The following is a 26,414-nucleotide window of genomic DNA, read 5'->3' on the forward strand; positions in this document are numbered from 1 at the left end:
TTACGGTGTACAAGCATGGGGTGGGGATGGTATGGGGTATATATTTTTATTTTTAATTGGCTTTGGACTTGCTGTAACAGGTGGGGTCACAATTATAGCATATACAAATTTTCTTCCTGCAGGGGTAACCTGGTTGGAATACTTCAGCTTTATTTCAACAAGGCCAGAATGCTATTTTCTTCCGGCTGGATTGATTTTAATCGCATTTGTAATTTACCGATTTCCACATAGTCCATAATCTTAACAGATTTAGAATATTTTTCTAGGAGGATGGTCATAATGAATGGTAAATTCACATTTTAAAGTGAGGGTTGTTGTATGTTATATCTGCATGATGTATGGGTAAATTGGTTTGAAGGAGAAGAGAATGGGTATAACGTATGTTATTTTCATGAATGGCGAAAAGAGGATAAAATTGAGTTGTTAGATCAGGTTCCCCTCTTGTACATAACGGAAAATCTATACAACTATATTGAAAATGACATGCACGAGCTACCTAAACCGATGTTGGACGTAATTTATAAACGGGCATACTCTCGTAAAGGGCAAGAGAGAAACGTTATGGAATATGCTGCTATTATTACAGATGGAAATGATATTATGGTAATTGACACGATAGGCTATCAGATCCCTGTTAGGAAAAGCAGATTAATTCCAAGGCAAGAACAACTAGTATATGATATGATCCAAAATACGAAGGCACAATCATTCAAATTTGATGATAGACATTACAAAAAAGAGTATCATATGCTTTCACTAGAGCCTGAGCTCGTTTTCGGTTTAACCAGAAAAGAACGTCAATTGAAACAGTTATTAATGATGGGTCTTGATCAGCTGCGTACAGCAAACAATCTTGGAGAATTACGCTATTGGCTTACGGAATGGGACCCGAAAAACTATCCCTACATTCGCGATATGAATGAAGATCAAGTTTGGCAAGCTTTGTATAATGGTGTGAAAAAAGGATGGACAAGCTCTCATGAGGATTTGTGTGCAAAGCTAATCAAAGGACAGCCATTTCTTGAGAAACTATATGAAATGGAAAACGGAAAAGAAGAAAACGCTTCAAAGCTACAATAAACAAGAAGGGGGAACGTATGATACGTTCCCCACTTCGTATTTATTTCTTCTTTTTAACTCTGCCAAGGCCCATTGCCTTTTTAGCTTTAGCTAAATTTTTATTAGCTGTCAAGGCAGCTTTTTCTGCTCCATGGTCTAATATGGTATCTAATTCTTCTGAATCGAGAAGAGCGTAGTATTTTTCCTGAATTGGTTGCAGTACATCTATAACAGCATTTGCTACGCCTTGCTTAAAGTCCCCATAACCTTTGCCTTCGTATTTTGCTTCAAGTGCTTCGATTGATTTTCCAGTACAACTGGATTCAATTGTTAATAGATTGGATACCCCAGGTTTATTCTCTTTATCAAATTTCACTATACCATCTGAATCAGTAACCGCACTTTTAATTTTCTTTTCAATTTTCTTAGGTTCGTCGAGCATAGAGATAAAGCCTTTTTCGTTGGTATCCGATTTGCTCATTTTCTTCGTTGGTTCCTGTAGAGACATAATGCGTGCGCCAACCTTAGGAATTTTAACTTCTGGAACAGTGAAAATATCATTAAAACGATTGTTAAAACGTTGAGCCAAATTACGTGTAAGCTCCAAATGCTGTTTTTGATCTTCTCCAACTGGAACGATATCTGTATTGTAAAGTAAAATATCGGAAGCCATTAAAGATGGATAGGTGAATAGAGCAGAAGAAACAGCCTCTTTACCTTCCGATTTATCTTTAAATTGTGTCATTCTTTCCAACTCACCCATATAACTGATCGATTGTAGCATCCATCCAAGCTGTGTATGTGCGCTAACTTCAGACTGAATAAATAGTGTAGAGGAATCAGGATTAATACCTGAAGCCAGATAAATTGCTGCAAGTGAACGAATATTTTGTCGCAACTTCAAACGATCCTGTGGTACGGTAATCGCATGTTCATCTACAATACAAAAATAACAATCATGCTCCTCTTGTAACTGGACAAACTGTTGTATCGCCCCTAAATAATTACCAATGGTTAATGTACCACTTGGCTGAATACCTGAAAATATTGTTTTCATCTTGTTCACTCCAATTTTATTTTTTTCCATTAAAAAAAGCTCATTAATCCCCATAAACAGGGACGAATGAACCGCGGTGCCACCCTTATTATTCTGTCATACAACAGAATCGCTTTGTGTGTTAAAATTAGCTCCAAAGTCCAATTCCAATATACCTTGATACTTGTTTACACCAACCACAAGCTCTCTAGAATTCAGGGGGCAATTGTACTACGCCTTTTTCATTGCTATTATTTTTTATCATTATATATATATTTATACAAAAATGCAAGTTCATATAGGGGCGCAAGTATCAATTGAGAAAATCATATGTTGAAAATAAACATTAAGCATAAGATCTGAAATAGGAAATAGGTGATTTCCTGTATTGTAATCCTGGAAATCACCTCACCTACACAGTAAGACTTCTAATAAAATGGATATCCAAAGCCACCATAATAAGGGTATCCATATCCATATCCATATCCATAACCGTATGGAGAAAGTAATGCGCTTCCTAATAAACCACCAACTACGCCACCTAAAAATGGCCCGCCAAACCCAAATCCACCATAAGGATACCCGTAACCAAATGGTCTGCCAAATCCAAATCCATATGGACGGCCAAAACCGAATGGTCTGCCGAATCCAAAACCATAAGGACGGCCAAAACCAAATGGTCTGCCGAACGGGCGCCCGAAAATCCTCTCATCATTTTGAGCTAACTGAAAATTATTCGTGTTGTCATTCATTCTAAAACCTCCATTTTTTGTATACAGTCTTCACTCTTTTCTATACAGAATAATATATCCGCACAGTTATATTAACCTATGTTATATAATAAGAAATTGCATAGGCAATCACATAATTAATGATTTATTATGAAAAAACAGCAAAAATTATTTATTTTTTCATATAATATCATCACAATGAAGCTAGTTGAAAATGTTTTCGGAAGGATGAGCTAATTGAATCACATAGCAGTAATGGGTGGGTGGATTCAAGCATCCGGCACAGTAATAAATGCAATAGAGCCTGCTTTTAGTGAGACAAATAGCAAGGTATTTGCAAAAGCAGGAAATATGCTACAAGCTATCGGCAATGCCATTATTTCTGAAAATTCCTCGATAATAGTAAATAAAATTGCTAACGAAGTTCAATCAACTGGAAATCTGGTTGTCGTGGTTGGTCTATATCAAAAAAACATCACTCTTGAAATTCAAGGTAACCTTATCCAAGCGGTGGGAGCCGGAGTAGGGTTTACACATGCGGTGAGGGAAAATAAGCTGGTTGAAGCTATTGGGGACTTATTGCAGATTATCGGAAACAGTCTTCAGTCCATATCTGGAATAATAGAGAAGGAAGAAAAGGTTGATGCTAGTTTACTAGATTATACTGGAGCATGGATTCAAGCGGGAGGGGCTATCATTTCAGCCATTCACCTAACAATAGAAAATGAAACGCACAAAAATTATTATTACGAAGCTTATAATTTAGTGTATTAGGGTGGGAAGGAAAACACCCATCCTAATACACCTTTATTTTATATTACTAATAACATTAATTGTAAAATGGCTCGTATGAGTTGGTAGTTGGTTATCAACTGTTTCATGATATAGTTGTAGATCGACATCAAAATTAATTGATGTAAGCATATGTTTCTTTATATTTCATACTGCATTTCAGCTATTTTTCACCCATACCTTTGAAATAACCCTTCCCGCATCACAGCTGTTTTGGAGCTCAATTAAAAGATCTTTATTGAATTGGTGCTAATTCACTTTCAGTTACCCATTTGTGGTTTGTTACCTTTTTGCCACCTGTTGTTGGGACATAATCTACCATGTATACAGTAGTCTCTTGAGCAGAATCAATTTTAGCTGTAGCACCATCCATCCCCTTCATATGAGAGGCATTAATAGTAACCTCAGCTTCGGGTTCTAACGGTTCATCACCTGCATTTTTAATTTCCTCATGTATGACCCATTTGTGGTCTTCTACTCTCTCACCACCTGTTGTTGGGGTGTAGGAAATTGTGTAAACCGTTGTTGTATATGCTCCAGAAACCGTTGCTTCTGCGCCTTCCATTCCTGGCATATGGTCTGTAGTAATTTTCGCTTTACTTCCAACTTCATAGGTTGGATTTTTGGTACTATTCAGATCTTCAGGAACTTCACCAGAACTTGAGTGATTCATTTCCCCATGTGATTCAGAATTATTTTCTTCCGTGGTCTCTGAATTCATCTCAGTATTTGATGATTCTTTTGAGGGGGATTCATCATTACCTTGTCCGCAAGCAGTGAGCGCTATAAGGAAAAATGGTAACAACAGACTCATTAAAACTTTTTTTAATCTCATTGTATTTACCTCCTAGATAACAATTCTTTCCTACTATACCCATAAAAAATGCAGATTATATGCAGACTTGTTTACATTTTTGAAAAATGTTTTGTAGGGGAAGTTAAACGAACAGTCCTTAGACAATAACAAAAAATGACAAAATCTATTAATTTTCATTCAAAAAATTATTGTTTTCCTTTATACTGGTAATATAACAGAATGGGAGATTGATAGTTTATGCGATTAGGAAAATACCTAACCTTTGTCAGCGCTATCTTCGTATGCCTGATGATACCAATAGTTATTAGCGCAGATGAGGCAGAAATAGCAAACTTACATAAGGAAAGACAAACGAGCATTAAGCCGATTGATGTAGATAAAAAGATGAAGCGATTTACATATGATTCAGGGTATGAATTTGAGTATCCAGATGCAGTCAGAGGTATATATGTAACAGGAAACTCAGCCGGGGGCAGCAGGTTTGATAAGCTTGTTGATTTAATAGAAACAACTGACTTGAATTCAATGGTTATTGATATTAAAGAAGATCATGGAAACCTTACTTTCAAGCCGGAAGAAGGCTCTCCTTATGAAGATATTGGGAAAAATTATATTGATGATCCAAAGAAACTTATGAAAACGTTAGAAGAAAAAGGAATTTATCCAATCGCCCGAATTGTTGTATTTAAGGATACAGTGTTGGCTAAGAAAAGATCTGATTTATCTTTTACCAAGAATGGAAAGGTATGGACAAACGGAAACGGTGATGCCTTTGTTAGTCCGTTCCAAAAAGAAGTTTGGGAATATAACGTAGAAATTGCCAAGAAAGCAGCGGAAATGGGTTTTCAAGAAATCCAATTTGATTATGTTCGCTTCCCGGAAGGCTTTGAGCACAGAGACGAAGAGTTAAACTATTCTCTTGGTGACTATAAAGATGCAGATATGAACAACATAAAGAAACGAGTAGAAGCAGTTACTGACTTCGTAGCATATGCAAGGGAAGAGCTCTCTTATTATGATGTGGATGTAGCAGTAGATATTTTTGGATATGCAGCAACATTAGAAGAAACACCTGGAATTGGGCAAAACTTTTCACGCATATCTAAAAATGTAGATGTTATTTCTTCTATGATTTATCCAAGTCATTGGACCTCCTATTTTGGTATAGAGAAACCAGACACGGAGCCATATAAATTAGTTTCTGAATATGCAAAGGTGGAAAATGAAGTTCTTGGTAAATTGGAAGACCCACCTGTTTCTCGCCCATGGATTCAAGACTTCGAAGCACCTTGGTTATATAGTGGGCCTACAAAACAATATGGAAAAGCAGAGGTTGAGGCTCAGATCAAGGCATTATATGAAAATGACATACACGAGTTTTTATTATGGAACGCAGGAAACTCGTACACCGAAAATGTAGACTATAAAGTTGGATTGTCAAAATAAATTTAAACGGAACAGACCATTATTTAAAATAGTGGTCTGTTTTCATGTTGCATAATCTAAGTGTAACAAGCTCTCTCTAATCTACACCTAATTAATTAAAATCCGCTATAAGAACGAGTAATTTGGAATAAAATGGGTTGTTCTTAAGAAAAGCTAATGTAAATTGCTCTATTTGGATATCCTACCCTGTGAGATGAATTTAACAAATTGATTTTGATTCGTTATAATAAAACGGACTACTAAAACAATAAGGAGTAGATCAATGAATTGGTATGAGAAATTGAACGAGTACTTTCCAGTGGAAGAAATGAAATCAAAAGAGCATATGGAGATGCTCCTAGAGGAAAAGGGGGATGTATATTACAAAGACGAAAGTCCCCTGCACGTAATGATGTATGCCGAGTTTGAAACGTTTATTTTTATAGATTATGTATGGGTATCTTCAAAAGCTCGTGGCAAAGGAACAGGTCATAAGCTAATTGAAAAGCTTAAAGAAAAGAATAAGCCAATTATCTTGGAAGTGGAGCCTGTGGATTACGAGGATTCAGATACAGAAAAGAGATTGCATTTTTATAGCAGAGAAGGCTTTACCCATGCCCAGTCAATTGGTTATAACCGACGCTCATTGGCGACAAATGAAGAAACTCCTATGGAGATACTATATTGGTCACCAAATGACGATTCAGAAGAGGTTATCTATAAGCAAATGAAGAGAATGTATGAAGATATTCATACTTATAAGGATAAAGAGTTGTATGGAAAGGCATATCAATCCGTAGATGAGGTACTTGTTTATGATGAGGATCGGGATACAGCGGATATTTTGCAAAGTTTAACCCCAAAAGAAAAAGTATAAATTGAACGAGAAACCCATCCGGTATAAGGATGGGTTTCTCTATTTAAAGCTATTTTGCTGGTATAATATTGTCTATTTCAGACCAATCGAATGTGCCCTCTCTGATCTTTTCCCGTCTGTCTTTGGTAATTATATCTGTTGGTCTGCCTCCGTTAGGCCAATCTGTGTCATGTCCTTTCCATTCCGGTCTTTCATGAGATAGAATAAAAGCTGCAATATCAGCAGCCTCTTGATCTGTTAAAGGCTCAGCTGCTCCTGGCGGCATATTATTTTGAATATATCCTGCAATCTTAGACATTCTTGACATACCAGCACCATCATTAAATGAATTCTCCCCCCAAAGAGCAGGTCCTGTATTTGTTCCTGTTCCTGAACCATCGGTGGCGTGACAAGATAAACAGTTTTTTTCTTCATATAATGCTTCCCCGCTGGATACACTAGGTTCTGGAATTTCCTTCATGGTGTTTTGCATGCGCCAAGGAATTTCTTCTCCGACTTCAATTCCCTCAGATATATATGTTAGATAAGAGACCATTGCTCGCATTTCCTTACTTTCCGGATCAAGTTTTTCCCCATTCATACTTCGTACCATACAGCCATTAATGCGGTCTTCAATAGTAAATACCACTCCTTCACGGGGACGGTATTGTGGAAACTGTGTTGTAACACCTACCATGGAAGAAGCCTTAGAAAGACCGCCATCTGCATGACAGCTCATACATGATAGTTCATTTCCTACATTATCGGGCAAGATGGTATTTGTTTCGTTGAACACTTCTTGCCCATAGGTTATATATTCTGTAAGAGGATCATCTGGATTCAAGTCATCCATTGATGGAGGATTATAAGCAAGCTCTTCATTCGCAGCTTCTTTTTGGCTCGTATTGGATTGTTTTTCCGCGTTTTCATTATCAGAACAAGCTACGGTTAGTATTAGAAAAATTAATATTAAAAAATAAATTGATTTGCTTCTAAGCATATCTTTTTCCCTCCTTTTATCTTCTATCTCTAAGCTATCTGTTTTTCAGTAATAAAACTATGACATTTATCACAGTTTTAATGTCAATAATGGCTGCTGTTCATTTTTATTAAAAAAATTATCAATTATTTTCAATTAGAGGGTTTAATTAAAAATGATTAGGGGTAACTTAACATTAATGACAGAAATACATTTCAACAAACATAAAAAAACCCTAAATTTCTTGAATATCCTCTACCTTTCATTAGACAAATGTAGTATACTTTACATAGGGGTTAATTAAACTTATTTTAATTTAATAATCGAATAAGTTAATCCGTGTTTTCGAAATGAAAAAACCCATATCAGAATGAGGAGTGAAGTTTTAATGGTAACACTTTATACCTCACCAAGTTGTACATCTTGCAGAAAAGCAAAAGCATGGTTAGAAGAGCATGATATACCGTTCACTGAACGTAATATATTCTCTGAACCATTATCATTGGATGAGATCAAAGAAATATTGCGAATGACAGAAGATGGTACAGATGAGATTATATCTACACGCTCAAAGGTTTTTCAAAAATTGGATGTTAACATTGAGCAATTGCCAATGAAGGATCTATTTAATTTGATCCAAAAAAATCCTGGTCTGTTACGCAGACCAATCATACTAGATGAAAAACGTCTGCAAGTGGGCTATAACGAAGATGAGATTCGTCGATTTTTACCTAGAACGGTTCGTACGTTTCAATTACGTGAAGCGCAACGTATGGTTAACTAATCAGATTCATTAAATAAATTAAAACGCAGATCAGTTGGTGATGATCTGCGTTTTTAATTTTAAATAGCCACTACAAAAAGCCGACCGTATTATCAGTTTGGTTTTGGCCATGAGCATGTCCTCTTGTTTAAATTAATTTCATGGTGACAAAATGGTGTAAATGGTCTAAAATATATTATTAACTATTCTATGAATTATGGGCTTTTTAATTTCCAATATGGTGGAAGTTATCATACAATAGGTCTAAGAAGAAACTATATACTCAAGTCATATAGTTATATATATAGCTTTTAATGAATAAATGGTTAATTGAGGGGACAATGAACCGATCATTATGGTTAACGCTTTGTAATTTAGGGTATAGCATACTGTAATCTGTTTCATCAAAGGTGAAGTTGTCTCTTCCACCTAACTATTATCAGAAGGGAGAGAATAGATGATGGAAATAGAAAGAATAAATGAGAACACGGTTAAATTTTATATTTCATATATCGATATAGAAGATCGCGGTTTTGAGCGAGAAGAAATTTGGTATAACAGAGAGCGTAGTGAACAATTATTCTGGCAAATGATGGACGAAGTTAATTACAAAGAAGAATTTAATGTAGAAGGACCATTGTGGATTCAAGTTCAAGCCTTGGAAAAGGGACTTGAAATAATCGTAACTAAAGCACAGGTTTCTAAGAATGGCGAGAACATTGAGCTTCATACCGAAGATGGCCATACGGTAGATCTGCCTGTTGATAAAAAAATCGAGAACATGCTGGAAGATAAATTTGGTGCCAAGCAGGAAGAAGATACAGAAGAAATGGAAGATGACCACATGGAGGATAACCTCTGGATTATCGTTAATTTTGATGACTTTGAAGATGTCATTCAGTTAAGTCATTACTTCCAGGATATGACTGGCATTACAGAGGAAATCTTGTATTTCTATAAAAATAAATATTATTTATATCTGGAATTCTCTCAAGACGTACTGGATGATAATATTCAAGAAGACTTGATTAGCCAGGTATTTGAATTTGCAAATGATGCGGATATTACGATTCACATGTTAGAAGAGTATGGTAAGAAAGTTCTCGAGGAAAATACGTTTGAGGAAATCAGAGAACATTTCCCTGCAAATATCTAGACACACTCATTAAAGGAGGGTGTCTTTTTTTTGTGCAATTTAATATATGTGAGGGTGGTAAACTAATTCATAATTTATATATACTGCGACGTAACTTGGTTGTTTGTAAATGACCGTTTCGGAAAATACACTTCGCTGGTAAAGTGGTTAGATAATAACCCGTTATTTATGGTACAAAGCAGATACAAATTGATTGGAGCGGAAGGGGGCAATCTAAGAACGCCACGTCCTGGGACTGCGTTTCCTCGTCCCACCGAAAACATTTGTGGCAACGATTGCATAACCAACGTCCTGTTGGCCCGCGACTCCTACCGGAATAGCATGAGCTGAAGACCCTGGACGTAGCGTAGCGAAGGAAGCGGCTGAAGCCATGCCGGTGGAAAGCGTCCCCCTGCAGCGTAAATCAATGGGTCCATCCGCTTCCTTAAAATAAAATATACTTTAGTTCGCAGTTTCCTCCTACTGCGAATTATGAATTGTATGAGGTAAGTCTTTATTTCAACATTTGTATTATAAAAATAAATATATGTAAACAGTGTAAGAGATAAGAACTGCTGCTTCTTATTTAATTATTACTATTCCTGCTGTTATTTTTCAATCCTGTAAAGTATTAAGAAGGGTTTTTATAGTCTCTGTTGAATTATAAACAATGGAGGTGATCTATTTATGCTGCAAGCAATGAATGAAAAAGGTGTGTTAGTCACTCTTCCGCATGCTACAAGAAATGAAATAGCGGAATGGAAGAAATCACAAACGGAATTTTATTGCCCAGCTTGTAAGGAAAGGGTGATGATGAAGGCAGGAACAAAGAATATTGCACATTTTGCACATTATCAAGAAGGAGAGTGTATTGCAAAGGAAGGAGGAGAGGGAGCGTATCATGAAAAAGGAAAGCTGGCGCTATATGATTGGTTAAAAGGACAGCAAATAAATACACAAATGGAAGAATATCTTTCACAAATACAGCAACGCCCCGATATCCTTGTAAACTGGAATGGAAGAAAAATAGCAATTGAATTTCAATGTGTAAGAATTCCCACCACAGTTATTCAAAAAAGAAATAAAGGCTATATGCGTGCGGGTATTATACCAATTTGGATTCTAGGCATGAATCTATTTCAGCGGAAGACCGCTAATCATTTTAAAATAAACGACTTCCTCATCCAATTTTTCCACCAATTTTCCTCTGACTATCCACTATGCATTTACTTTTTCTGTCCGGAAACATTTCAATTTTTAACCATACATGATATTTATATTCTCCGAAAAGGCGTAGCTACAGGGAAGTTTCATATTCAATCTCTTCCTATTATTGGATTCCTTGAGCTTTTTATGGCCAAGAATTTAAAACCAAAAGAACTATATAACGTGTGGATAAAAGAAAAGCAGCGATTTAGAGTCCATCAACCAAATCGACTTTTCGGAAGAGAGAGAAAATGGTATCAATGGCTTTATTTAAAAGGACTGCATCGTGAAATACTACCAACACTTATACATTTGCCTGTCTCTTTTCAAATGAGAATGAAAACCCCCCTATATGAATGGCAAAGTCGTCTGCTGTTGGATTATATTTCTCCTCTCCCTTTAGGAGCAAGCTTTACTCTCTCCTCCTGCCACATCTTTCTCCGGTTCCATCATCAACTGTCTCAGCAATTCCACCTATTGCATTCACCAGCTAATCCTATCCAAGAATATCTGGAACATTTAGTAACGCTAAAAATTCTCAATAAGTTAAATGAACGATATGTGAAACGTAAAGAAATCAAACAGCCAGCTTCATTAGAAAAAGCGCTCTATGCTGACAAAGTTGTTTTGGAAAAGCTATTCAATCAAAATCCAAGCATGATTCCCCGTTAATTCGTTATACTAAGTTTTAAGGATTCCTTTTTGCAGGATTTTTCTTTTGTGTTCACGAATTACTATATAAGGAAAGATTTTTTTGGAATAGAAGGAGGAGCTTTTATGGCAAAATCAAAAACAAAAGCACTACCAAAGCGTGAAGAACTACCAGTAGAACGCACATGGAAATTAGAGGATATTTTCGCTACAGATGAAATATGGGAAAAAGAATTAAAACAACTACAAACTGATATTCCCAAAATAGAAGCGTATCAAGGGAAACTGGCTGAGTCATCCGATCAGTTGCTTGGTGTACTAAAGCTGCAAGATGAATTATCTGAGCGATTAGGAAAGCTGTATACATATGCGCATATGCGCTATGACCAGGATACGACCAATTCATGGTATCAAGGACTAAATGCGCAGGCTGAAAATGTACTGACCATCGCTTCAAGTGCAATGAGTTTTATCGTTCCGGAAATTTTAACGATGGAGGAAACGAAGCTAAAGAACTTTTTAGAAGAGAACAAAGAGCTACAGGCATATCAAAAAACATTAGACGAAATTAATCGGCAGCGGCCACATATCTTGAGCGAAAAAGAAGAGGCGTTACTTGCTGAAGCATCTGATCCTATGTCAAGTGCTTCTCAAACATTCGGTATGTTGAATAATGCGGATTTAACGTTCCCAACAATTAAAAATGAAGACGGGGAAGAAGTTGACTTAACGCATGGCAGATATATTGGTTTTCTTGAATCAAAGGACCGAAGCGTAAGGGAAGCAGCTTTTAAAGGAATGTATGATACCTATGGGAAATTTAAGAATACTTTTTCTTCTACACTAGGTGGTAATATTAAGAAAGATAACTTTTATGCTAAGGTACGTAATTATGAATCTGCAAGGCAGTCTGCTTTAGATGATAATAATATACCTGAAAAAGTGTACGATAATTTAGTTGAAGCTGTTAATGAAAAACTTCCATTACTTCATCGCTATGCGGAACTAAGAAAGAAAGTATTAAAACTCGATGAATTGCATATGTACGATCTATTTACACCACTTGTCCAGGATATAGATATGAAGATTCCATATGAAGAAGCACAGAAAAATGTTTTAGAAGCACTCGCTCCACTTGGAGAAGAATATGTAGATATTCTTAAAGAAGGTTATGAGAATCGTTGGATTGATGTGGAGGAAAATAAAGGAAAACGAAGTGGTGCTTATTCTTCAGGAGCATATGGTACCAACCCATATATATTATTAAATTGGCAGGATAACGTAAATGATATGTTTACACTAGCTCACGAGCTCGGGCATTCGGTTCATAGTTACTATACACGTAAATTTCAGCCATTCCGTTATGGAAACTATTCTATTTTTGTGGCAGAGGTTGCATCCACAACGAATGAAGCTTTGTTAAATGATTATATGTTGAACAATGTAGAGGATGAAAAACAAAAACTCTATTTGTTAAATCACTTTTTAGAAGGATTCCGTGGTACTGTATTCCGTCAGACGATGTTTGCAGAATTTGAACATGATATTCATGTAAGAGCACAAAATGGCGAAGCTTTAACTGCTGATAAGTTAACCGAACTTTATTATGATCTTAACAAAAAATACTTCGGTGATGCAGTCGTTTCAGATGAGGAAATCGGCTTAGAATGGGCGAGAATTCCACATTTTTATTACAATTACTATGTGTATCAATATGCCACAGGTTATTCTGCTGCAATGGCCCTATCAAATAATATTTTACATGGTAAAGAAGGAGCTGTAACTCGTTACCTTGATTTTCTGAAGGCGGGAAGTAGTGACTATCCAATCGAGGTACTTCAAAAAGCAGGTGTGGATATGACATCAAAACAACCTATTCTTGATGCACTGGATCTATTCGAAGAAAAACTAAATGAGATGGAAAAACTTTTATTGAAATAAGAAAAAAGCAGGATGGACCTAACTTGGTCGCACCCTGCTTTTTTAGGTTTTAATATAAATGTTGGGGTATTCAATGATATGGAAAATGGATAAATTGTGAAGTAACTTAATAGTACTGCAAACGGTCGTTCCGGAAAATAACTTATGGTGAAAGTTTGTGAATTTCTCCGGCGGATAATCTTGCTCTCCGGTTGATTAGTTTGTTCTCCAGCGGAAAATCTCGCTCTGCAGCTGATTAATTCACTCTCCGGCGGATTATCTCGCTCTGCAGCTGATTAATTGATTCTCCGGCGGATAATTTCGCTCTGCAGCCGATTAATTGATTCTCCGGCGGATTATCTCACTCTCCTGCTGATTAATTCACTCTCCAGCGGAAAATCTCCGCTCCGCTGCTGATTGGCCCCACACTAGTTCACAGTTTCCTCCTACTATGAATAAACATAGTACCCCAACATTTACAGTAGAAATCGATTTTACATAGCAACTAGGGATTACCGCATTCCGCGATAAACGCGTCTGGTTGTTCTGTTCGTAAATGAATATACTGTAAGGTAGATAGAAATAAATAATAAGGGCAATGTAATATAGAGGGGAATGATTGACATTAACCCAAGAATATTAATGAAAAAGGCAAACAAAGTTAATAATATAAACAAAAATGGGAGAATATTTTGCATGAACCATCACTCCTGTCAACTATTTAATCCTTATATATAATAATATGATGAGCTAAAAATAATTAGAAGTGACACTTTTGTGAAATCATGAACATACTTATTGATAGAAAGATAATTTGCTGTTATAGTATTACTTGTAAGATGACAAACAAAACCCCTTTGTTTGAATCATGAAACTTTCTCCCATCCCCCTTTGTATAAATACAAAGAGAGATAATAAGGATATACGCTGCCCCGTATATCCTTATTTTATTTCCATAAGTTTGTGATTTCTTGAACGAATAAATATATCTTAAAAACATACCCCTTAATTTCATCTGAACACTACTCAAGTATCGATTATCTTATCCAATTTTAATTCATCTACATTTGATTTAAAAAAACATGGCGGGACGTAATTCCAGACTGCGCCAAAAGTAGTAAATCCCCACGTTTTATTATAAATAAAAAATGAGCCTTACATCGGCTCACTTTACAATAAATAGTTCCAAAAATTCCCGTATTTTGCTGGTAGCTTACTTACCTTTCTTTTTAACTGCAGCTTCTTCATTTCTTTTTCAGCTTTTGCTACCGTCCAATCATAAACAACTGCTACTTCTTTTGTTGCAATACTGCCATACATGGCTACAAAATCCTCTAAAGGTGGCTTCTCGGATGGAATAGGTGATTTTTGCAGTATCTCTTTTAGCACCCTTACGTATATATCATATGGATATAAGCCGGATATCTTAATCCCTTGATCGTCACTCATTTGATTAAAAAATACGATTGTAGGAATATAATCGACTTCCATCTCTTGTGTTAATTTCAAGTCACATTGGAAGGCTTTTTTTGCAGATGCAGAATATAGGTCGTTTTCAAATTCATTTACATCCAGATTAGCTTCCTCTGCACATTGTAGCAGAACATCTTTTTCTGAGATATTTAGTTTGTTTAAAAAGGCATTCTCTTGAATTCTGCGCAAAAATACCTTTCCTGCTTTTTTACCTTGGAGCTCAGCTGCTTTTACAGCCAATGAGGCAATCCAAGGAGATGAAATAGGATTATCAATCCAAATATCGCCGTCACAACTCATTCCGGTTCGCTTTGCTGTTTTTTCCCAGATATCACGGAGTTTTATAGGTTTATCAAATTGGTCTTTATTTAAATGGTTTAAATGACCACTGACAATTGGCTGTATGGTAAAAAATCGACCATATTCAATAGTCAGCTTCTTAATATAGGGTTCGAGCGACCAGCATTCCGGGCATAGAGGGTCAACAAAAACATACATTTCAATTGGCTTCTGGACTAAATCGATATAGCTATATTTCGGCGATGTGTTTGTACAGGTTGAGCCATGAAGCTCACTTGAATTCCCACTCACATCGATTCTCCTTTCTTCTATTCTGGTGTGTTCATCATGTGATTTGCTGTTAGGGTCAATTTTTCAAATATAGCTGTACGGTACGGATCTTCAATTTCAGCTTCTTCGAGCGCTTCCTTCATACATTCAAGCCAAGCATCCCGGCGTGTCGGAGTTATTTCAAATGGCAGGTGTCTTCTTCGCATCATTGGATGGCCACGTTCTTCTGAAAAAAGAGGAGGACCACCAAAGAACTGAGTGAGAAATAAAGTTTGTTTTCTTGCAGTCTCAGTTAAGTCCTCTGGGAATATAGGTATAAGCTTGGGATGTACTCCCACTCGTTTATAAAATGCTTGCACAATCCGGTGAATGGCATCCGCACCACCAATGGCTTCATAAATGGAACCAGGTCTATTCATCAACATTACTCCTAGTAAAAATTATAAATGTAGTTAAAAATAATCAAGCATTTAATTCTACATAGGCCAACAAGCCTTAATTGTATATATTGTAGCAACGTAAATGAACCTGGGCAACTAATCTGATTTATAGTTACTTTAATAAGTCTTAGAGGGTTTTGAAAAAACGCTGAATTTTATTTGGAGTCGTTCTTCTAGGTATTTGAAACTCCTTGAGGATTTGATTAAACCTCATCTCACCCAACGCTTCTGAACTGGCTTCCAGTTCCAATTCATAGTCAGTTACTCCATTGTATGTGCTGTAGTCAAGGACAAGTACAATGTCTTGGTATTCTATTTCGTTTCGCTCAGTTATAAGACTTCCAAAATAATGGAGTTCCTCTACAGCTATTCCTTTTTTCATTAATTGGGCCATTGTGTGGGGTTTGGGGATTGGTGAATCATTCATCCATTGATTTGCTTCCTCATGAATTAAATGATCATGTGTTTCCAGCAAGCCTGTTGAATGTGGCTCTTTTAATGTAAGCTTATACTGACCGTTTTTCTCTCTAATTCGTAATGCGCATCCGTTTTTCTTTAACGAAAAATCCTTTGTTTCAAAATAATGATTAGTCTGTGTTTGAATAGAATTTGTAAAAGGTAAATGAGTTAACAGATGATTATATTCTTCTTCTGTAAGTAAATTTTTATATTCGATTTCAATTTCTTGTGCCACTAGTATTCCCCCTAACTTAAAAAGGTTACTATTGATTATGGCTAATTTAAAATAAATATGCAATGATTAGCCATTGTGTAAGATTATGATACAATAATGGGGATGAAACAGACAGGTGTTTAGTTAAACTTTTCAACGTAAGAATAATGCTGTTAAGTTCATTGTCAGCGTCGATCCTATCAAAAATGAAGGCTGACCTTACATAGCTTAAGGCGTCACTTTATTCGCTTGTATCTAAATTTATTAGAGTCGATGAAGACACATATGCTTTTCTTACAACTGAGGACCTGAAAAACAGGTGGTGTATAGATAATGAATTGGGGAGCAAAATTAGCACCTTATGCACAGGTGGTTGAAGAACTGAAAATAAAATTAAAAGGTATTCGTAAACAATTTGAATATGAATCAAGACACTCTCCGATTGAGTTTATAACTGGAAGAGTGAAACCCATTCCAAGCATTTTGGAAAAAGCGGAAGCTAGAGGAATTTCGCTTGAGAATATTGACCGGGATATGCAGGATATAGCTGGTGTACGAGTCGTATGTCAATTTGTTGACGATATTTATACAGTTGTTAAAATGATTCGTTCCCGACAGGATTTTAATATTATCGAAGAAAAGGATTATATATCTGAGAAGAAAGAAAGCGGTTATCGTTCTTATCATATTATAATTGACTATCCTGTGGAAACAATTGATGGAATGAAAAAGATTATTGCAGAAATACAAATTCGCACGTTAGCAATGAATTTCTGGGCTACAAATGAACATTCCTTGAATTATAAGTATAAAGGAAGAATTCCAACAGAAATTAAGGAAAGATTACAAAGGGCTGCAGAAGCAGCATTTAAATTAGATGAGGAAATGTCTGCAATCAAACATGAAGTTCAAGAGGCACAACGTATTTTTCATAGAAAATAATAACGGCAAACGTCTAAAAAAGGGGGATGATTAAAATGAAGTTTAAAATTGTATCAAAAGGCGATGAACGCTCGAACAGGATTAAAGCAACAATGAAGCAATATCTAATCGAATTTGATTTGGAGTATGATCGGAAGGAGCCGGATCTTGTTATTTCGGTTGGTGGAGATGGCACGCTCTTGGAGGCTTTCCATCGATATGTTCACAGACTTGATTCCACTGCATTTATTGGGGTACATACAGGGCACTTAGGCTTTTATGCAGACTGGGTTCCTGATGAAGTTGAAAAGCTAATCATTGAAATTGCCAAAACACCTTTTCAAGTAGTGGAATATCCACTGCTGGAGGTAACTATTCGTTCTAAAACCGGAGGAACAGAAGACCGTTTCCTGGCTTTAAACGAGGCTACAATTAAAACGGCTGACGGTTCAGTTGTTTTTGATGTGGAAATTAAGGGAGAACATTTCGAGACCTTCCGTGGAGACGGTTTATGTATTTCTACACCCTCAGGAAGTACAGCTTATAACAAAGCATTAGGTGGAGGGATTATCCATCCTTCCTTAGATGCTATCCAACTAACAGAAATGGCATCAATTAATAATCGGGTATTCCGTACGATAGGATCCCCACTAATTTTACCGAAGCACCATACCGCGCTTTTAAAGCCAATGGTTGACCGCAGCTTTTTAATTGCAATTGATCATTTTACAACTAATTATGTAAATGTGAAATCCATTCAGTGCCGAGTTGCGGAAGAAAGAATTCGTTTTGCAAGATTTCGGCCATTTCCATTTTGGAATCGTGTGCGCGATTCCTTTGTGGCAGAAGAAGATGATTAATAGGGAAAGCGAATGAAGATACATGGAATGGAAGATTAAACCCATTGATGAAGGTAAACAAATTCGAGAATATTTACAAGAAGTGCAAGGGTTCTCGAAACGAATTATGAAGGCTTTGAAGTATGAAGGGGGAGAAATACTCGTTAACGGGAATCCGGAAACAGTTACATTTAAATTATCAACGGGAGATACGTTGTCGATTTTATTTCCTCCTGAGAAAAAGGGTAGCTATATGAAGGCGGAAAATATCCCGTTGAATGTTGTGTATGAAGATGAAGAGCTTCTGGTGTTAAATAAATCTGCCGGTATGCCGGTTAGTCCTTCATATCAACATACTTCTGGAACGGTTGCCAATGGACTGCTTGGTTATTATGAAAAGAAGAACATTCCCTATACTATTCATATTGTAACCAGGCTGGATCGGGACACTTCCGGCTTGATGCTCGTTGCAAAGCATCGTTACAGTCATTCTTTATTGTCACTTCAACAAAAAACAGGAACAGTGAAAAGAAAATATAAAGCAATTTTAGAAGGTAGCTTACCTGAGAAAAGTGGAATTATAGTAGCTCCTATCGGGAGAAAAGAAGGCTCTATCATTGAAAGAACGGTTGAAGAAAACGGAAAACATGCAATCACTCATTATCAAATTACTAAGGAATTGCTAGAGCATTCTCTTGCTGATGTTCAGCTTGAAACAGGAAGGACACACCAAATTAGGGTACATTTTTCTTATATGGGTTGTCCGCTGGCAGGGGACGATCTTTATGGTGGATCCAGACAATGGATGAACAGGCAAGCTCTTCATTGTGATGAGCTTTCTTTTATACACCCTTTTACGAAAGAGCAAATGCAGTTCTGTGCACCACTACCGCCAGATATGCAGGCAATGGTGCACAGCACTAGTCAAAAAAGCTGAATTTCTCTTCAACATAAGGTTGTTTTGAGGGAATTGCAATGGTTGTTTCTTCTGGCAAACGAAAAGCAGTTAACGCATTCCCAAAAACACAACCAGTGTCAATATTAATTGTTTTATTAACAATTCGTGGTTTCTTGACTGGTGTATGACCATATACAATCCAGTCAGAAGCATGATAATGTTGGGCCCAATCTCGTCTTACAGGTCGGCCATCCTCATGCTTTTCACCAGTAATATCTCCATATAAGACGAAGGTCTTTACTTTTTTATCTGTTCGTCCTATATAGGAAGTCTTAATTCCTGCATGTGCGATAACAGCATGAACTTCCGGAAGCTGCAGATAGAGCTCAGATGCTTCATACAATTCCATGAACTGGTTTTTTATTTTCTTTTGTTGATCATCTGAAAGTGATTTGTATTCCGCTACAGTGGTTTCTAACCCGTTATTTTGTTTCACCTTATTCCCAAGGAAATAGCGGTATAGCTTGTTGCAATGATTTCCTGGAACATAATAAGCTTTTTTCGTTGCAACTACCATTTCGTAAACAAGCTGTATGACTTTCATGGAGGCAGGCCCGCGATCTGTAATGTCACCAAGAAAGACAGGTATTCTTCCTTCGGGATGCGTGTATGTTGTGTCATTTTTACCATATCCTAGCTTTTGAAGTAATTCTTTTAATTCTTCCAGGCAACCATGAACGTCACCTATCACATCGATCTTCATTATCCTGACCACCTTTATAGCGTGTATTTTTCTGTAATTATAGTTGATTTCATAATAAAATTGAATTATTATTATCGAGGCGAACGTACAGTCATGTAAATAGTATTGGCTGTTTTAGTAATAATTTATTAGGGAAAATAATTACGTAGGCTTTCTGTTTGATGAAAGGGTGTATAAAAATGGAATCTACAAACCGATATGACGAGAACTATGAATCACAATATGAAGTTCATTGGGAGAAATTACAACAGGAATTAGCGAATGAAAATCTGGAAGAATTCCGAACTGAATTTATGGACATGCACCCATATGACCAAGCAATGTTTTTTATGGAACAAGAGAAAAACATTCGCCTGCAAATTTATTCCTATTTATCACCTGATGAGATAGCTGAAATTATGGAAAGTATCGAGTTGGAGGATACAACCTCCTATATTACAGAAATGGATCCTCGCTTCGCCTCTATGGTATTAGAAAAGATGGCGGCAGATAACGCAGTAGATATATTAAACGAATTGGAAAAGGATCAGGTAGCAAGCTTCCTTACCATCATGGATAAAGATGCTGCCGATGAAATAAAACAGCTCCTGCATTATGAGGAAAAAACTGCAGGAAGTATTATGACTACGGAGTTTGTAGCTATATTTAAAACAAATACTGCCAGACAAGCGATGCAGCATCTCAAGGAAGAGGCCCCTGATGCGGAAACCATTTATTATTTATATGTACTTGATGATGAGAAGCGGTTGGTTGGTGTACTTTCTTTAAGAGATTTAATTATCGCGGATGAGGAAACTAGAATTGAAGAAATTATGAGTGAGAAGATTGTAGCTGTATCCGTAGGTAAAGATCAAGAAGATGTTGCTCAGATGATCAGAGACTACGACTTTTTAGCATTACCAGTTGTTGACTTTCAGGAGCATTTATTAGGAATTATCACTGTCGATGATATTTTAGATGTTATGGATGAAGAAGCAAGTGATGATTATTCCAAGCTTGCGGGGGTATCTGAGATCGATCGCCCCGACGATAGTGCCTTTCTTTCAGCAAAAAAAAGACTGCCTTGGTTAATTATATTATCATTTTTAGGCATGCTTACAGCAAGCTTAATTGGCAGGTTTGAAGATACACTTGATCAAGTCGCTGTTTTGGCAATTTTTATACCGCTTATCGCAGGAATGGCGGGTAATACAGGCACACAAGCTCTTGCTGTTGCTGTACGTGGCCTGGCAACAGGGGATTATGGCAAGCAAGGGAAGATTAAACTGATTATTCGAGAGGCTGGCACGGGAGTAATTACTGGTACGGTCTGCGGAATAGTAATCACAGGTATTGTCTACCTATGGAAAGGGGATATTTACTTAGGATTACTAGTTGGATTCTCGATCACTGCTTCTCTTGTAGTGGCAACTATCGCAGGCTCTCTTGTACCTGTTTTGATGGATAAAATGAATATTGACCCTGCGGTAGCATCAGGGCCATTTATCACTACAATTAATGATATTATCTCTGTATTGATTTATTTTGGAATGGCCACTGCATTTATGGGTTTTCTTGTTTAAAAAAGCTTTCAGGATAGAAGAAAAAACCGAGTTCTGAGGAATGTTTAGATATATTTCTCATGAGCTCGGTTTTTTTAGTCGTTCGGAAATATGGTTTTTTAATATATACGTTTAGGGTTACCCATTGATTCGCAAAATGAATAAAATGCGAACTAACTTAGTTGTTTGTAAATGATCGTTTCGGAAAATACACTTCGCTCTTGTGCTCGGAGGTGAGGAAGTATACCTCTTGTAATAGGATTATAACTACTAAAAAGTTATCTCAATACGCTTAGAAGATCACCTATCGCCATTGATTTCCATTACAGATGGACGCTTTCCACCGGCATGGCTTCAGCCGCTTCCTCCGCTACGCTCCGTGCAGGGTCTTCAGCTCATGCTATTCCGGCAGGAGTCGCCATCTTCCATTCCAATCAATTGGTATAGACTTTTATCTAAGTATAGAGTTTGCTCAATTATTTTTTGTTACAAATATATTATCACTTCGATATTCCTAACGCATCCTAGCGAAGGGAAAATATGAAGACTCCAGCGGGAAAAGCGAGACTAGCGAGACCCCACAGAACGAAACGTTAGTGGAGTTCGAGGAGGCTCGCAGGCCGCCCGCGGAAAGCGTAATATTTTCCCGTAGCGAGATTAGAATCCTTCAACTGCATAGGAAGTGGGGGCGTAAGCGATAACGTTTGTACTATAAAATGACCACGCCAACCCTAGCTATAGGCCAAAACACATTTCAATTAGGCAATTCATATAATATGCTGAGGAATGATATGTAAGGGAGAGATACATGATGGCAAGAAAGAAATTCGCGAAAGACCCAATGTTATATATTCATCAACCACAGGTAGAAAGACCTCAAGCACCGATGCAACATCAATATATTTCACCTAAGAAAGCCAAAGAGCCAACCTCTGTAGATGAGTTAGCTGAAACGAGCAAAAATAGTTCTAATTCAGTAAGAAAGAAAAGAAACTTTTTTAAAGAGGAATCTAAGCAGGATAGAAACGAGGTTGCTAAAGAAGAGGCTGTACAATCTAAAGAAATTCAAAAAGATGAAGCAATCTCTGAAAAGGAACAAACCGAGAGGAGAGAAACAGACCAGCCGCCTGTAAAAGAGAAAACAAAGTTTAAAGATATGAGCATAGAAGATAAAATTCAATATCTAGTAAACTCCCCCGTCCATGCCCCTGACCTACGCTGTGAAGTTAAAACAGAAAAACGCAACTATCGTGGGGTAATTAAAGATAGCAAGGATGAAGTAGTTATCATGCGTGTAGGTAAGCGCACGAATGACACAGAAATTCCGATAAATGATATTCTCGCTATTCGAATGATAGGTTTTTAATAAGAAAAAAACACCATGGGAAAGCCCCATGGTGTTTTATAATGCGTAAACTTTGAATTAGAATGCACTAATAGCTGGTAGGCAAGTGACATGGCAGAAGCAATTCAAATCTACAGTAATACAAATGCCAGTTGCACGAAGTGGCTTTGTATCTTGTTCTACTGGATTATCCGGATTTGGATTATTATCATGTGGATCTCTTAGCAATTCAAGTACAGCACAGCAATCGTCGTCTACCTTTTTAACGCGGAAGAAGAAGCTTGCCATCATGTCGCCGATATCGTCTGGATCAGCACCAAACCCTTTGAATGGTTTACATCCTTCTTTACAGTACAAAATGACAGGTACTGTATCTAAACCATTCCCATTATCTGATTCACCTAACAAATCACTAATGGACCTTTCGCAGCTTGTTACACAGCAATTTTCTACTACATCTTGTTGCGCCTCAACAATATCCTTTAGGATATCACAGACACAGTTTCCTGTTGAAAAATCTTTTCCACAACCCATAAATTAAAACTCCTTTCAATATTTATTGACTCAGTTGTCTTTAATAGAATATGTGTTTACATCTATAGTGTGTGGGCGATTGAAGGGAGTTTACCGAAGACATATATCTTGTTGATTTCATTTGGATTAGGGCGAATGACTATACCAATTCTTAATGTCTACATAGACTAATATCGACCATAAATTTGTAAGGAGGAACATAAATGTCAGAGAAAAAACAAGTTATCCATGTTAAGGATTTGGTTATTAAGGCAGACAATGTATATGTAGAACCTACCAATCAAAGAAGACCACGGGACGTTTATCCATTCTTCGGTAGGCCGAGATGGGACGAACGAGATGAGAAAGAAAAGGAATCATCCGAGGAGAGAGAGCACTACGGAGAAAGCGGAGAACATTCTGAACATGAGGAAGAACGTAGAAGGCCATTTTGGTTTTAAAAAAAGCAACCACACGTTGGTTGCTTTTTTAAGGAGTTATGTTATATGAGAAAGCCGTCAATTCCATGGATGAAGCATTTTAAAGCAATTGAAAAGCATTTGGATAAAAACGAAAAGTACTTCCAAGCCCTTGAGAAAAAGATGGCAGAATGGGATAAGGAAAAAGCAACTTTAGAAAGCGAAATGGATAAATGGAATAAAGGTTTTTTGAATAAAATTTCTGCATTTGAGAAGTGGATTCATGAATTAGAGAAAAAAATGGAAAAATAATATTTTGAAGAAGGGTTAATTTTTTGTGAAAAGGGTATATATAATTAACTAATGATACGAATAATATAATAATTCAAGTAACTATAAGGGGGGAGAGTAATGGGATACATTTTACCAGTAACCAACTATCAGTATAGTGATTATCATGTACGTATGACGGAAAGAAAACGAAAACCGTTTTATATTGAGAAACCATTTAAAGTAGTTTTGGAAAAGGAACATCAGGAAATCTCTAAAGAACACGAGCGATTGACTCCTGGATATTATCAACCAGTTTCTTATTCCTCCCAGCAAAATGCTTTTTCAAATGTAAGCGAAAAGGGTATGTATTTTAACGAAATGGCATAGAAAAAATCAAGGTTTAATTAAACCTTGATTTTTTCTTTTCAGTAACTACTCTTTAAATTTAATATGTTCCCTGTTGATGAAAGGAAGGACGAGTAAATCCTTACCTTTCATATACTCTGCATAGAAAATATCCTCTGTTTTCTCGTATCCTTGCTTTTTGACTTCTTCCAAGAGCCATTCCTCAGAGAGGTTGTGCTCTTTTAAGTTATCATAAATGATCTCTCCATCATTAATTAGAGTAATGGACAAATGAACTTCCGGTTGAGAAACATTCATATCCTTTTTGTTTGGTATTTGAAATGCTGGTTTCTTTAAGACAGATACAGTCCCATCCGTTTCTAACAATGCATATTCTACTTCTCGAATGGAAAACGTATCCTTCGATCGAAGCATATTTTGGAGTTGATTAATATCCAGATTATTCTTTTTCATTGTATCCCTAATTAACTTGCCCTGATATATAACGATTTCCGGGTTTCCTTCAAGTAAATGGCGGGTTCTCTTGAATTTCTGGGTAATAATTTCCGTAATATATAGTAGAATACCCCAAAGTGCAACAACAAATGCAATTTCGGCAACTCCTGCTTCATCATCGAAGAGAGCATTACCTACAAGCTCTCCAAGGATTAATGCGGAAATGAAGTCGAATGCAGTAAGCTGCGAAATCTGGGTTTTTCCTAATACTTTAGCTAAAATGAACAAGGAAAAAAACCCAAATAAAGTTTCATAAAACATGGAAAAATATGCCTGCATTATAGATCCCCCTGTAAGCCGATTTATGCTTAGCTTAACCTGGAGCCATTCTTTTCATTCGCTGGATAAATAATTAGCAGAGAAATTCTGAAAAAGGTGAATAAAATCATCTAGCTATTTGATATAGGAGTTGAGACTAAACCACTGGAGAAAGAAGTAGGAGGAGTTCCTCCACGGAAAAGCATTAGGCAAAAATAAGCCCTCGAAGAAAAGCTGCCAAGCTGCAGGACAATTCAATTATTGCTATAAAAAGGAGCACCCACTAATACCGGGTGCTCCTTTTTATAGTTCCTTTACCATGGTTACATGAGGTATTCCTGCATCCATGAATTCATCCGAAACGGTTTGGTAACCTAATTTTTTATAAAAGTTTTCTGCTTGTATTTGTCCATTAAGTTTTGCTTTTTTATAGCCTTGAGCTACAATTTCTTTTTCCATTGTTTCGATCATTTGCCTTCCAAAGGATTTTCCACGATGTTCCTTCAAAATGCAGATTCGTTCCAATTTCCCATATGTATCTACAAAACGAAGGCGACTGGCAGCAATTGGCTCAGCCCCTTCGTAGCCTACAAAATGAATGGAGTGTGCATCATGTTCATCCATTTCTTCTTCTGGAGAAACTTGTTGTTCATCTACAAATACGACCATGCGGACGTGATATGCTTGCTTTAACTCTTGTTGGCTTTCTACTTTTTTAATTTTCACAGGCTTTCCTTCCCAAACACAAATGACTCATAAACAGTCCAGGAACCATTATCCAATTGATACATTAATTGAAATCGATCAATTGTATCTTCCATTTCAAATTTCTTCATATTTAAGCTGCCAAAAACATCCGAATATTCGTCATCAAGTAATTTCTGTGCAATTGTAATATGTGGAACAAATGCATATTCTTGATTATTAAGGAACTTACCTTGATGCATTTTTTCGTATAGATCAATTAACTCTTGTCTTGGTTCAACTTTCAGGTAAATAGTGTTGGTGACTGGTGAGAATGTGCTTACTTTATTAATATTAATAGTAAAAGGGTCTGATTCATTTGCGATTTTCTTTAACTCAACAACCAATTCATCTAAAGTACCTTCATCGGCTGTGAAGGCCTCTTTTAAAGTAATATGTGGTGGAATTAAAGCATAATGCGGATCATAACGCTTTCTGTATGAATTTGCCTCATCTTGAATGGCTTTGGAAGGAAAAATAACGATACCATATTTCATAATGAAAAACCTCCTA

29 protein-coding genes and 1 other annotated feature are annotated in these 26,414 nt (G+C 36.7%); of the genes, 17 read left to right on the forward strand and 12 right to left on the reverse strand.

The window, feature by feature from the left end; genetic code table 11:
- Positions 1–31: 31 nt before the first annotated feature.
- The gene (locus tag BME96_RS04735) at positions 32–238 is read left to right on the forward strand and encodes a YuzI family membrane protein (RefSeq protein ID WP_019378966.1); all 207 of its coding nucleotides are present in this window, start codon (positions 32–34) and stop codon (positions 236–238) included.
- 80 nt (positions 239–318) lie between these two features.
- A complete protein-coding gene (locus BME96_RS04740) occupies positions 319–1,080 on the forward strand; it encodes a YjbA family protein (protein WP_071648446.1) in 762 nt (253 codons plus the stop codon).
- A 40-nt stretch (positions 1,081–1,120) separates the two neighbouring features.
- Here BME96_RS04740 and trpS read toward each other — a convergent pair whose 3' ends face one another.
- Together trpS and BME96_RS04750 are read right to left on the reverse strand one after the other, a co-directional pair.
- Complete coding sequence (gene trpS, locus BME96_RS04745; RefSeq protein ID WP_060681946.1) at positions 1,121–2,116, reverse strand: tryptophan--tRNA ligase; 996 nt, start codon at positions 2,114–2,116, stop codon at positions 1,121–1,123.
- A gap of 55 nt (positions 2,117–2,171) precedes the next feature.
- Positions 2,172–2,350: a binding site (T-box leader), on the reverse strand.
- A 173-nt stretch (positions 2,351–2,523) separates the two neighbouring features.
- Positions 2,524–2,847, reverse strand: coding sequence for a hypothetical protein (locus BME96_RS04750; RefSeq protein WP_071648447.1), 324 nt, complete (start codon positions 2,845–2,847; stop codon positions 2,524–2,526).
- Between the two features lie 216 nt (positions 2,848–3,063).
- On the opposite strand from BME96_RS04750, the gene BME96_RS04755 reads away from it, so the two are divergent.
- Entirely contained in the window at positions 3,064–3,600 is a 537-nt protein-coding gene (locus tag BME96_RS04755; protein ID WP_071648448.1) for a DUF6944 family repetitive protein, read from the forward strand.
- Positions 3,601–3,853: 253 nt separating this feature from the next.
- On the opposite strand, the gene BME96_RS04760 is transcribed toward BME96_RS04755, so the two are convergent.
- On the reverse strand, positions 3,854–4,453 hold the full coding sequence (locus BME96_RS04760; RefSeq protein ID WP_071648449.1) for a YdhK family protein: 600 nt from the start codon (positions 4,451–4,453) through the stop codon (positions 3,854–3,856).
- 219 nt (positions 4,454–4,672) lie between these two features.
- Here BME96_RS04760 and BME96_RS04765 point away from each other — a divergent pair, with 219 nt between their 5' ends.
- Positions 4,673–5,881, forward strand: coding sequence for a putative glycoside hydrolase (locus BME96_RS04765; protein ID WP_071648450.1), 1,209 nt, complete (start codon positions 4,673–4,675; stop codon positions 5,879–5,881).
- A gap of 262 nt (positions 5,882–6,143) precedes the next feature.
- Positions 6,144–6,737 carry a GNAT family N-acetyltransferase gene (locus BME96_RS04770; RefSeq protein WP_019378976.1) on the forward strand — a complete coding sequence of 198 codons (594 nt, stop codon included), beginning with the start codon at positions 6,144–6,146 and terminating at the stop codon, positions 6,735–6,737.
- A gap of 49 nt (positions 6,738–6,786) precedes the next feature.
- Here BME96_RS04770 and BME96_RS04775 read toward each other — a convergent pair whose 3' ends face one another.
- Positions 6,787–7,716: a c-type cytochrome gene (locus BME96_RS04775; RefSeq protein ID WP_071648451.1), complete on the reverse strand. Its 930-nt coding sequence runs from the start codon at positions 7,714–7,716 to the stop codon at positions 6,787–6,789.
- Between the two features lie 367 nt (positions 7,717–8,083).
- Between BME96_RS04775 and spxA the strand changes: the two genes are divergently transcribed.
- The 4 genes from spxA to pepF all read left to right on the forward strand — a co-directional run bounded on the left by spxA (position 8,084) and on the right by pepF (position 13,391).
- The gene (gene spxA, locus BME96_RS04780) at positions 8,084–8,479 is read left to right on the forward strand and encodes a transcriptional regulator SpxA (protein ID WP_019378978.1); all 396 of its coding nucleotides are present in this window, start codon (positions 8,084–8,086) and stop codon (positions 8,477–8,479) included.
- Between the two features lie 439 nt (positions 8,480–8,918).
- Entirely contained in the window at positions 8,919–9,614 is a 696-nt protein-coding gene (mecA, locus tag BME96_RS04785) for an adaptor protein MecA (RefSeq protein WP_026041500.1), read from the forward strand.
- Positions 9,615–10,280: 666 nt separating this feature from the next.
- On the forward strand, positions 10,281–11,471 hold the full coding sequence (locus BME96_RS04790; protein ID WP_071648452.1) for a competence protein CoiA: 1,191 nt from the start codon (positions 10,281–10,283) through the stop codon (positions 11,469–11,471).
- A gap of 105 nt (positions 11,472–11,576) precedes the next feature.
- Positions 11,577–13,391 (forward strand): oligoendopeptidase F, encoded by a 1,815-nt coding sequence (pepF, locus tag BME96_RS04795; protein WP_071648453.1) that lies wholly within the window; start codon positions 11,577–11,579, stop codon positions 13,389–13,391.
- A 1,149-nt stretch (positions 13,392–14,540) separates the two neighbouring features.
- Here the strand turns inward: pepF and BME96_RS04805 are convergent.
- The 3 genes from BME96_RS04805 to BME96_RS04815 form a co-directional block, all read right to left on the reverse strand.
- On the reverse strand, positions 14,541–15,434 hold the full coding sequence (locus BME96_RS04805; protein ID WP_019378858.1) for a ClpXP adapter SpxH family protein: 894 nt from the start codon (positions 15,432–15,434) through the stop codon (positions 14,541–14,543).
- Positions 15,435–15,451: 17 nt separating this feature from the next.
- Positions 15,452–15,832, reverse strand: coding sequence for a globin domain-containing protein (locus tag BME96_RS04810; protein WP_019378859.1), 381 nt, complete (start codon positions 15,830–15,832; stop codon positions 15,452–15,454).
- A 148-nt stretch (positions 15,833–15,980) separates the two neighbouring features.
- The gene (locus tag BME96_RS04815; protein ID WP_071648455.1) at positions 15,981–16,547 is read right to left on the reverse strand and encodes a CYTH domain-containing protein; all 567 of its coding nucleotides are present in this window, start codon (positions 16,545–16,547) and stop codon (positions 15,981–15,983) included.
- A 312-nt stretch (positions 16,548–16,859) separates the two neighbouring features.
- Here BME96_RS04815 and BME96_RS04820 point away from each other — a divergent pair, with 312 nt between their 5' ends.
- From BME96_RS04820 to BME96_RS04830, 3 genes are read left to right on the forward strand one after another with little or no spacing between them, the layout of a single operon-like run.
- A complete protein-coding gene (locus BME96_RS04820; RefSeq protein WP_019378861.1) occupies positions 16,860–17,468 on the forward strand; it encodes a GTP diphosphokinase in 609 nt (202 codons plus the stop codon).
- Positions 17,469–17,503: 35 nt separating this feature from the next.
- Positions 17,504–18,307, forward strand: coding sequence for an NAD kinase (locus BME96_RS04825; protein ID WP_019378862.1), 804 nt, complete (start codon positions 17,504–17,506; stop codon positions 18,305–18,307).
- Between the two features lie 22 nt (positions 18,308–18,329).
- Complete coding sequence (locus BME96_RS04830) at positions 18,330–19,223, forward strand: RluA family pseudouridine synthase (RefSeq protein ID WP_071648456.1); 894 nt, start codon at positions 18,330–18,332, stop codon at positions 19,221–19,223.
- Here the strand turns inward: BME96_RS04830 and prpE are convergent.
- Positions 19,207–19,947, reverse strand: coding sequence for a bis(5'-nucleosyl)-tetraphosphatase PrpE (prpE, locus tag BME96_RS04835; RefSeq protein WP_071648457.1), 741 nt, complete (start codon positions 19,945–19,947; stop codon positions 19,207–19,209). The two genes, BME96_RS04830 and prpE, sit on opposite strands and share 17 nt — an antisense overlap.
- Before the next feature lie 179 nt (positions 19,948–20,126).
- On the opposite strand from prpE, the gene mgtE reads away from it, so the two are divergent.
- Together mgtE and BME96_RS04845 are read left to right on the forward strand one after the other, a co-directional pair.
- On the forward strand, positions 20,127–21,509 hold the full coding sequence (mgtE, locus tag BME96_RS04840) for a magnesium transporter (RefSeq protein ID WP_019378865.1): 1,383 nt from the start codon (positions 20,127–20,129) through the stop codon (positions 21,507–21,509).
- 787 nt (positions 21,510–22,296) lie between these two features.
- Positions 22,297–22,854 (forward strand): CotO family spore coat protein, encoded by a 558-nt coding sequence (locus BME96_RS04845; RefSeq protein WP_083547414.1) that lies wholly within the window; start codon positions 22,297–22,299, stop codon positions 22,852–22,854.
- A gap of 57 nt (positions 22,855–22,911) precedes the next feature.
- On the opposite strand, the gene BME96_RS04850 is transcribed toward BME96_RS04845, so the two are convergent.
- The gene (locus BME96_RS04850; protein ID WP_019378867.1) at positions 22,912–23,367 is read right to left on the reverse strand and encodes a CotY/CotZ family spore coat protein; all 456 of its coding nucleotides are present in this window, start codon (positions 23,365–23,367) and stop codon (positions 22,912–22,914) included.
- A gap of 203 nt (positions 23,368–23,570) precedes the next feature.
- On the opposite strand from BME96_RS04850, the gene BME96_RS04855 reads away from it, so the two are divergent.
- The 3 genes from BME96_RS04855 to BME96_RS04865 all read left to right on the forward strand — a co-directional run bounded on the left by BME96_RS04855 (position 23,571) and on the right by BME96_RS04865 (position 24,425).
- Positions 23,571–23,807, forward strand: coding sequence for a hypothetical protein (locus tag BME96_RS04855; RefSeq protein ID WP_019378868.1), 237 nt, complete (start codon positions 23,571–23,573; stop codon positions 23,805–23,807).
- Positions 23,808–23,852: 45 nt separating this feature from the next.
- Positions 23,853–24,077, forward strand: a complete 225-nt coding sequence (locus BME96_RS04860) for a hypothetical protein (RefSeq protein WP_060679998.1) — start codon at positions 23,853–23,855, stop codon at positions 24,075–24,077.
- 99 nt (positions 24,078–24,176) lie between these two features.
- Positions 24,177–24,425 carry a hypothetical protein gene (locus BME96_RS04865; protein ID WP_060680000.1) on the forward strand — a complete coding sequence of 83 codons (249 nt, stop codon included), beginning with the start codon at positions 24,177–24,179 and terminating at the stop codon, positions 24,423–24,425.
- A 45-nt stretch (positions 24,426–24,470) separates the two neighbouring features.
- On the opposite strand, the gene BME96_RS04870 is transcribed toward BME96_RS04865, so the two are convergent.
- The 3 genes from BME96_RS04870 to BME96_RS04880 form a co-directional block, all read right to left on the reverse strand.
- Positions 24,471–25,178 carry a DUF421 domain-containing protein gene (locus tag BME96_RS04870; RefSeq protein ID WP_019378871.1) on the reverse strand — a complete coding sequence of 236 codons (708 nt, stop codon included), beginning with the start codon at positions 25,176–25,178 and terminating at the stop codon, positions 24,471–24,473.
- A 282-nt stretch (positions 25,179–25,460) separates the two neighbouring features.
- The gene (locus BME96_RS04875; protein ID WP_071648459.1) at positions 25,461–25,883 is read right to left on the reverse strand and encodes a GNAT family N-acetyltransferase; all 423 of its coding nucleotides are present in this window, start codon (positions 25,881–25,883) and stop codon (positions 25,461–25,463) included.
- The gene (locus BME96_RS04880; protein ID WP_060680005.1) at positions 25,880–26,398 is read right to left on the reverse strand and encodes a YjcG family protein; all 519 of its coding nucleotides are present in this window, start codon (positions 26,396–26,398) and stop codon (positions 25,880–25,882) included. The genes BME96_RS04875 and BME96_RS04880 overlap by 4 nt, the downstream gene beginning before the upstream one ends.
- Positions 26,399–26,414: the final 16 nt, after the last annotated feature.

This window comes from Virgibacillus halodenitrificans (assembly GCF_001878675.1).
GTDB lineage: Bacteria > Bacillota > Bacilli > Bacillales > Amphibacillaceae > Virgibacillus_Q > Virgibacillus_Q halodenitrificans.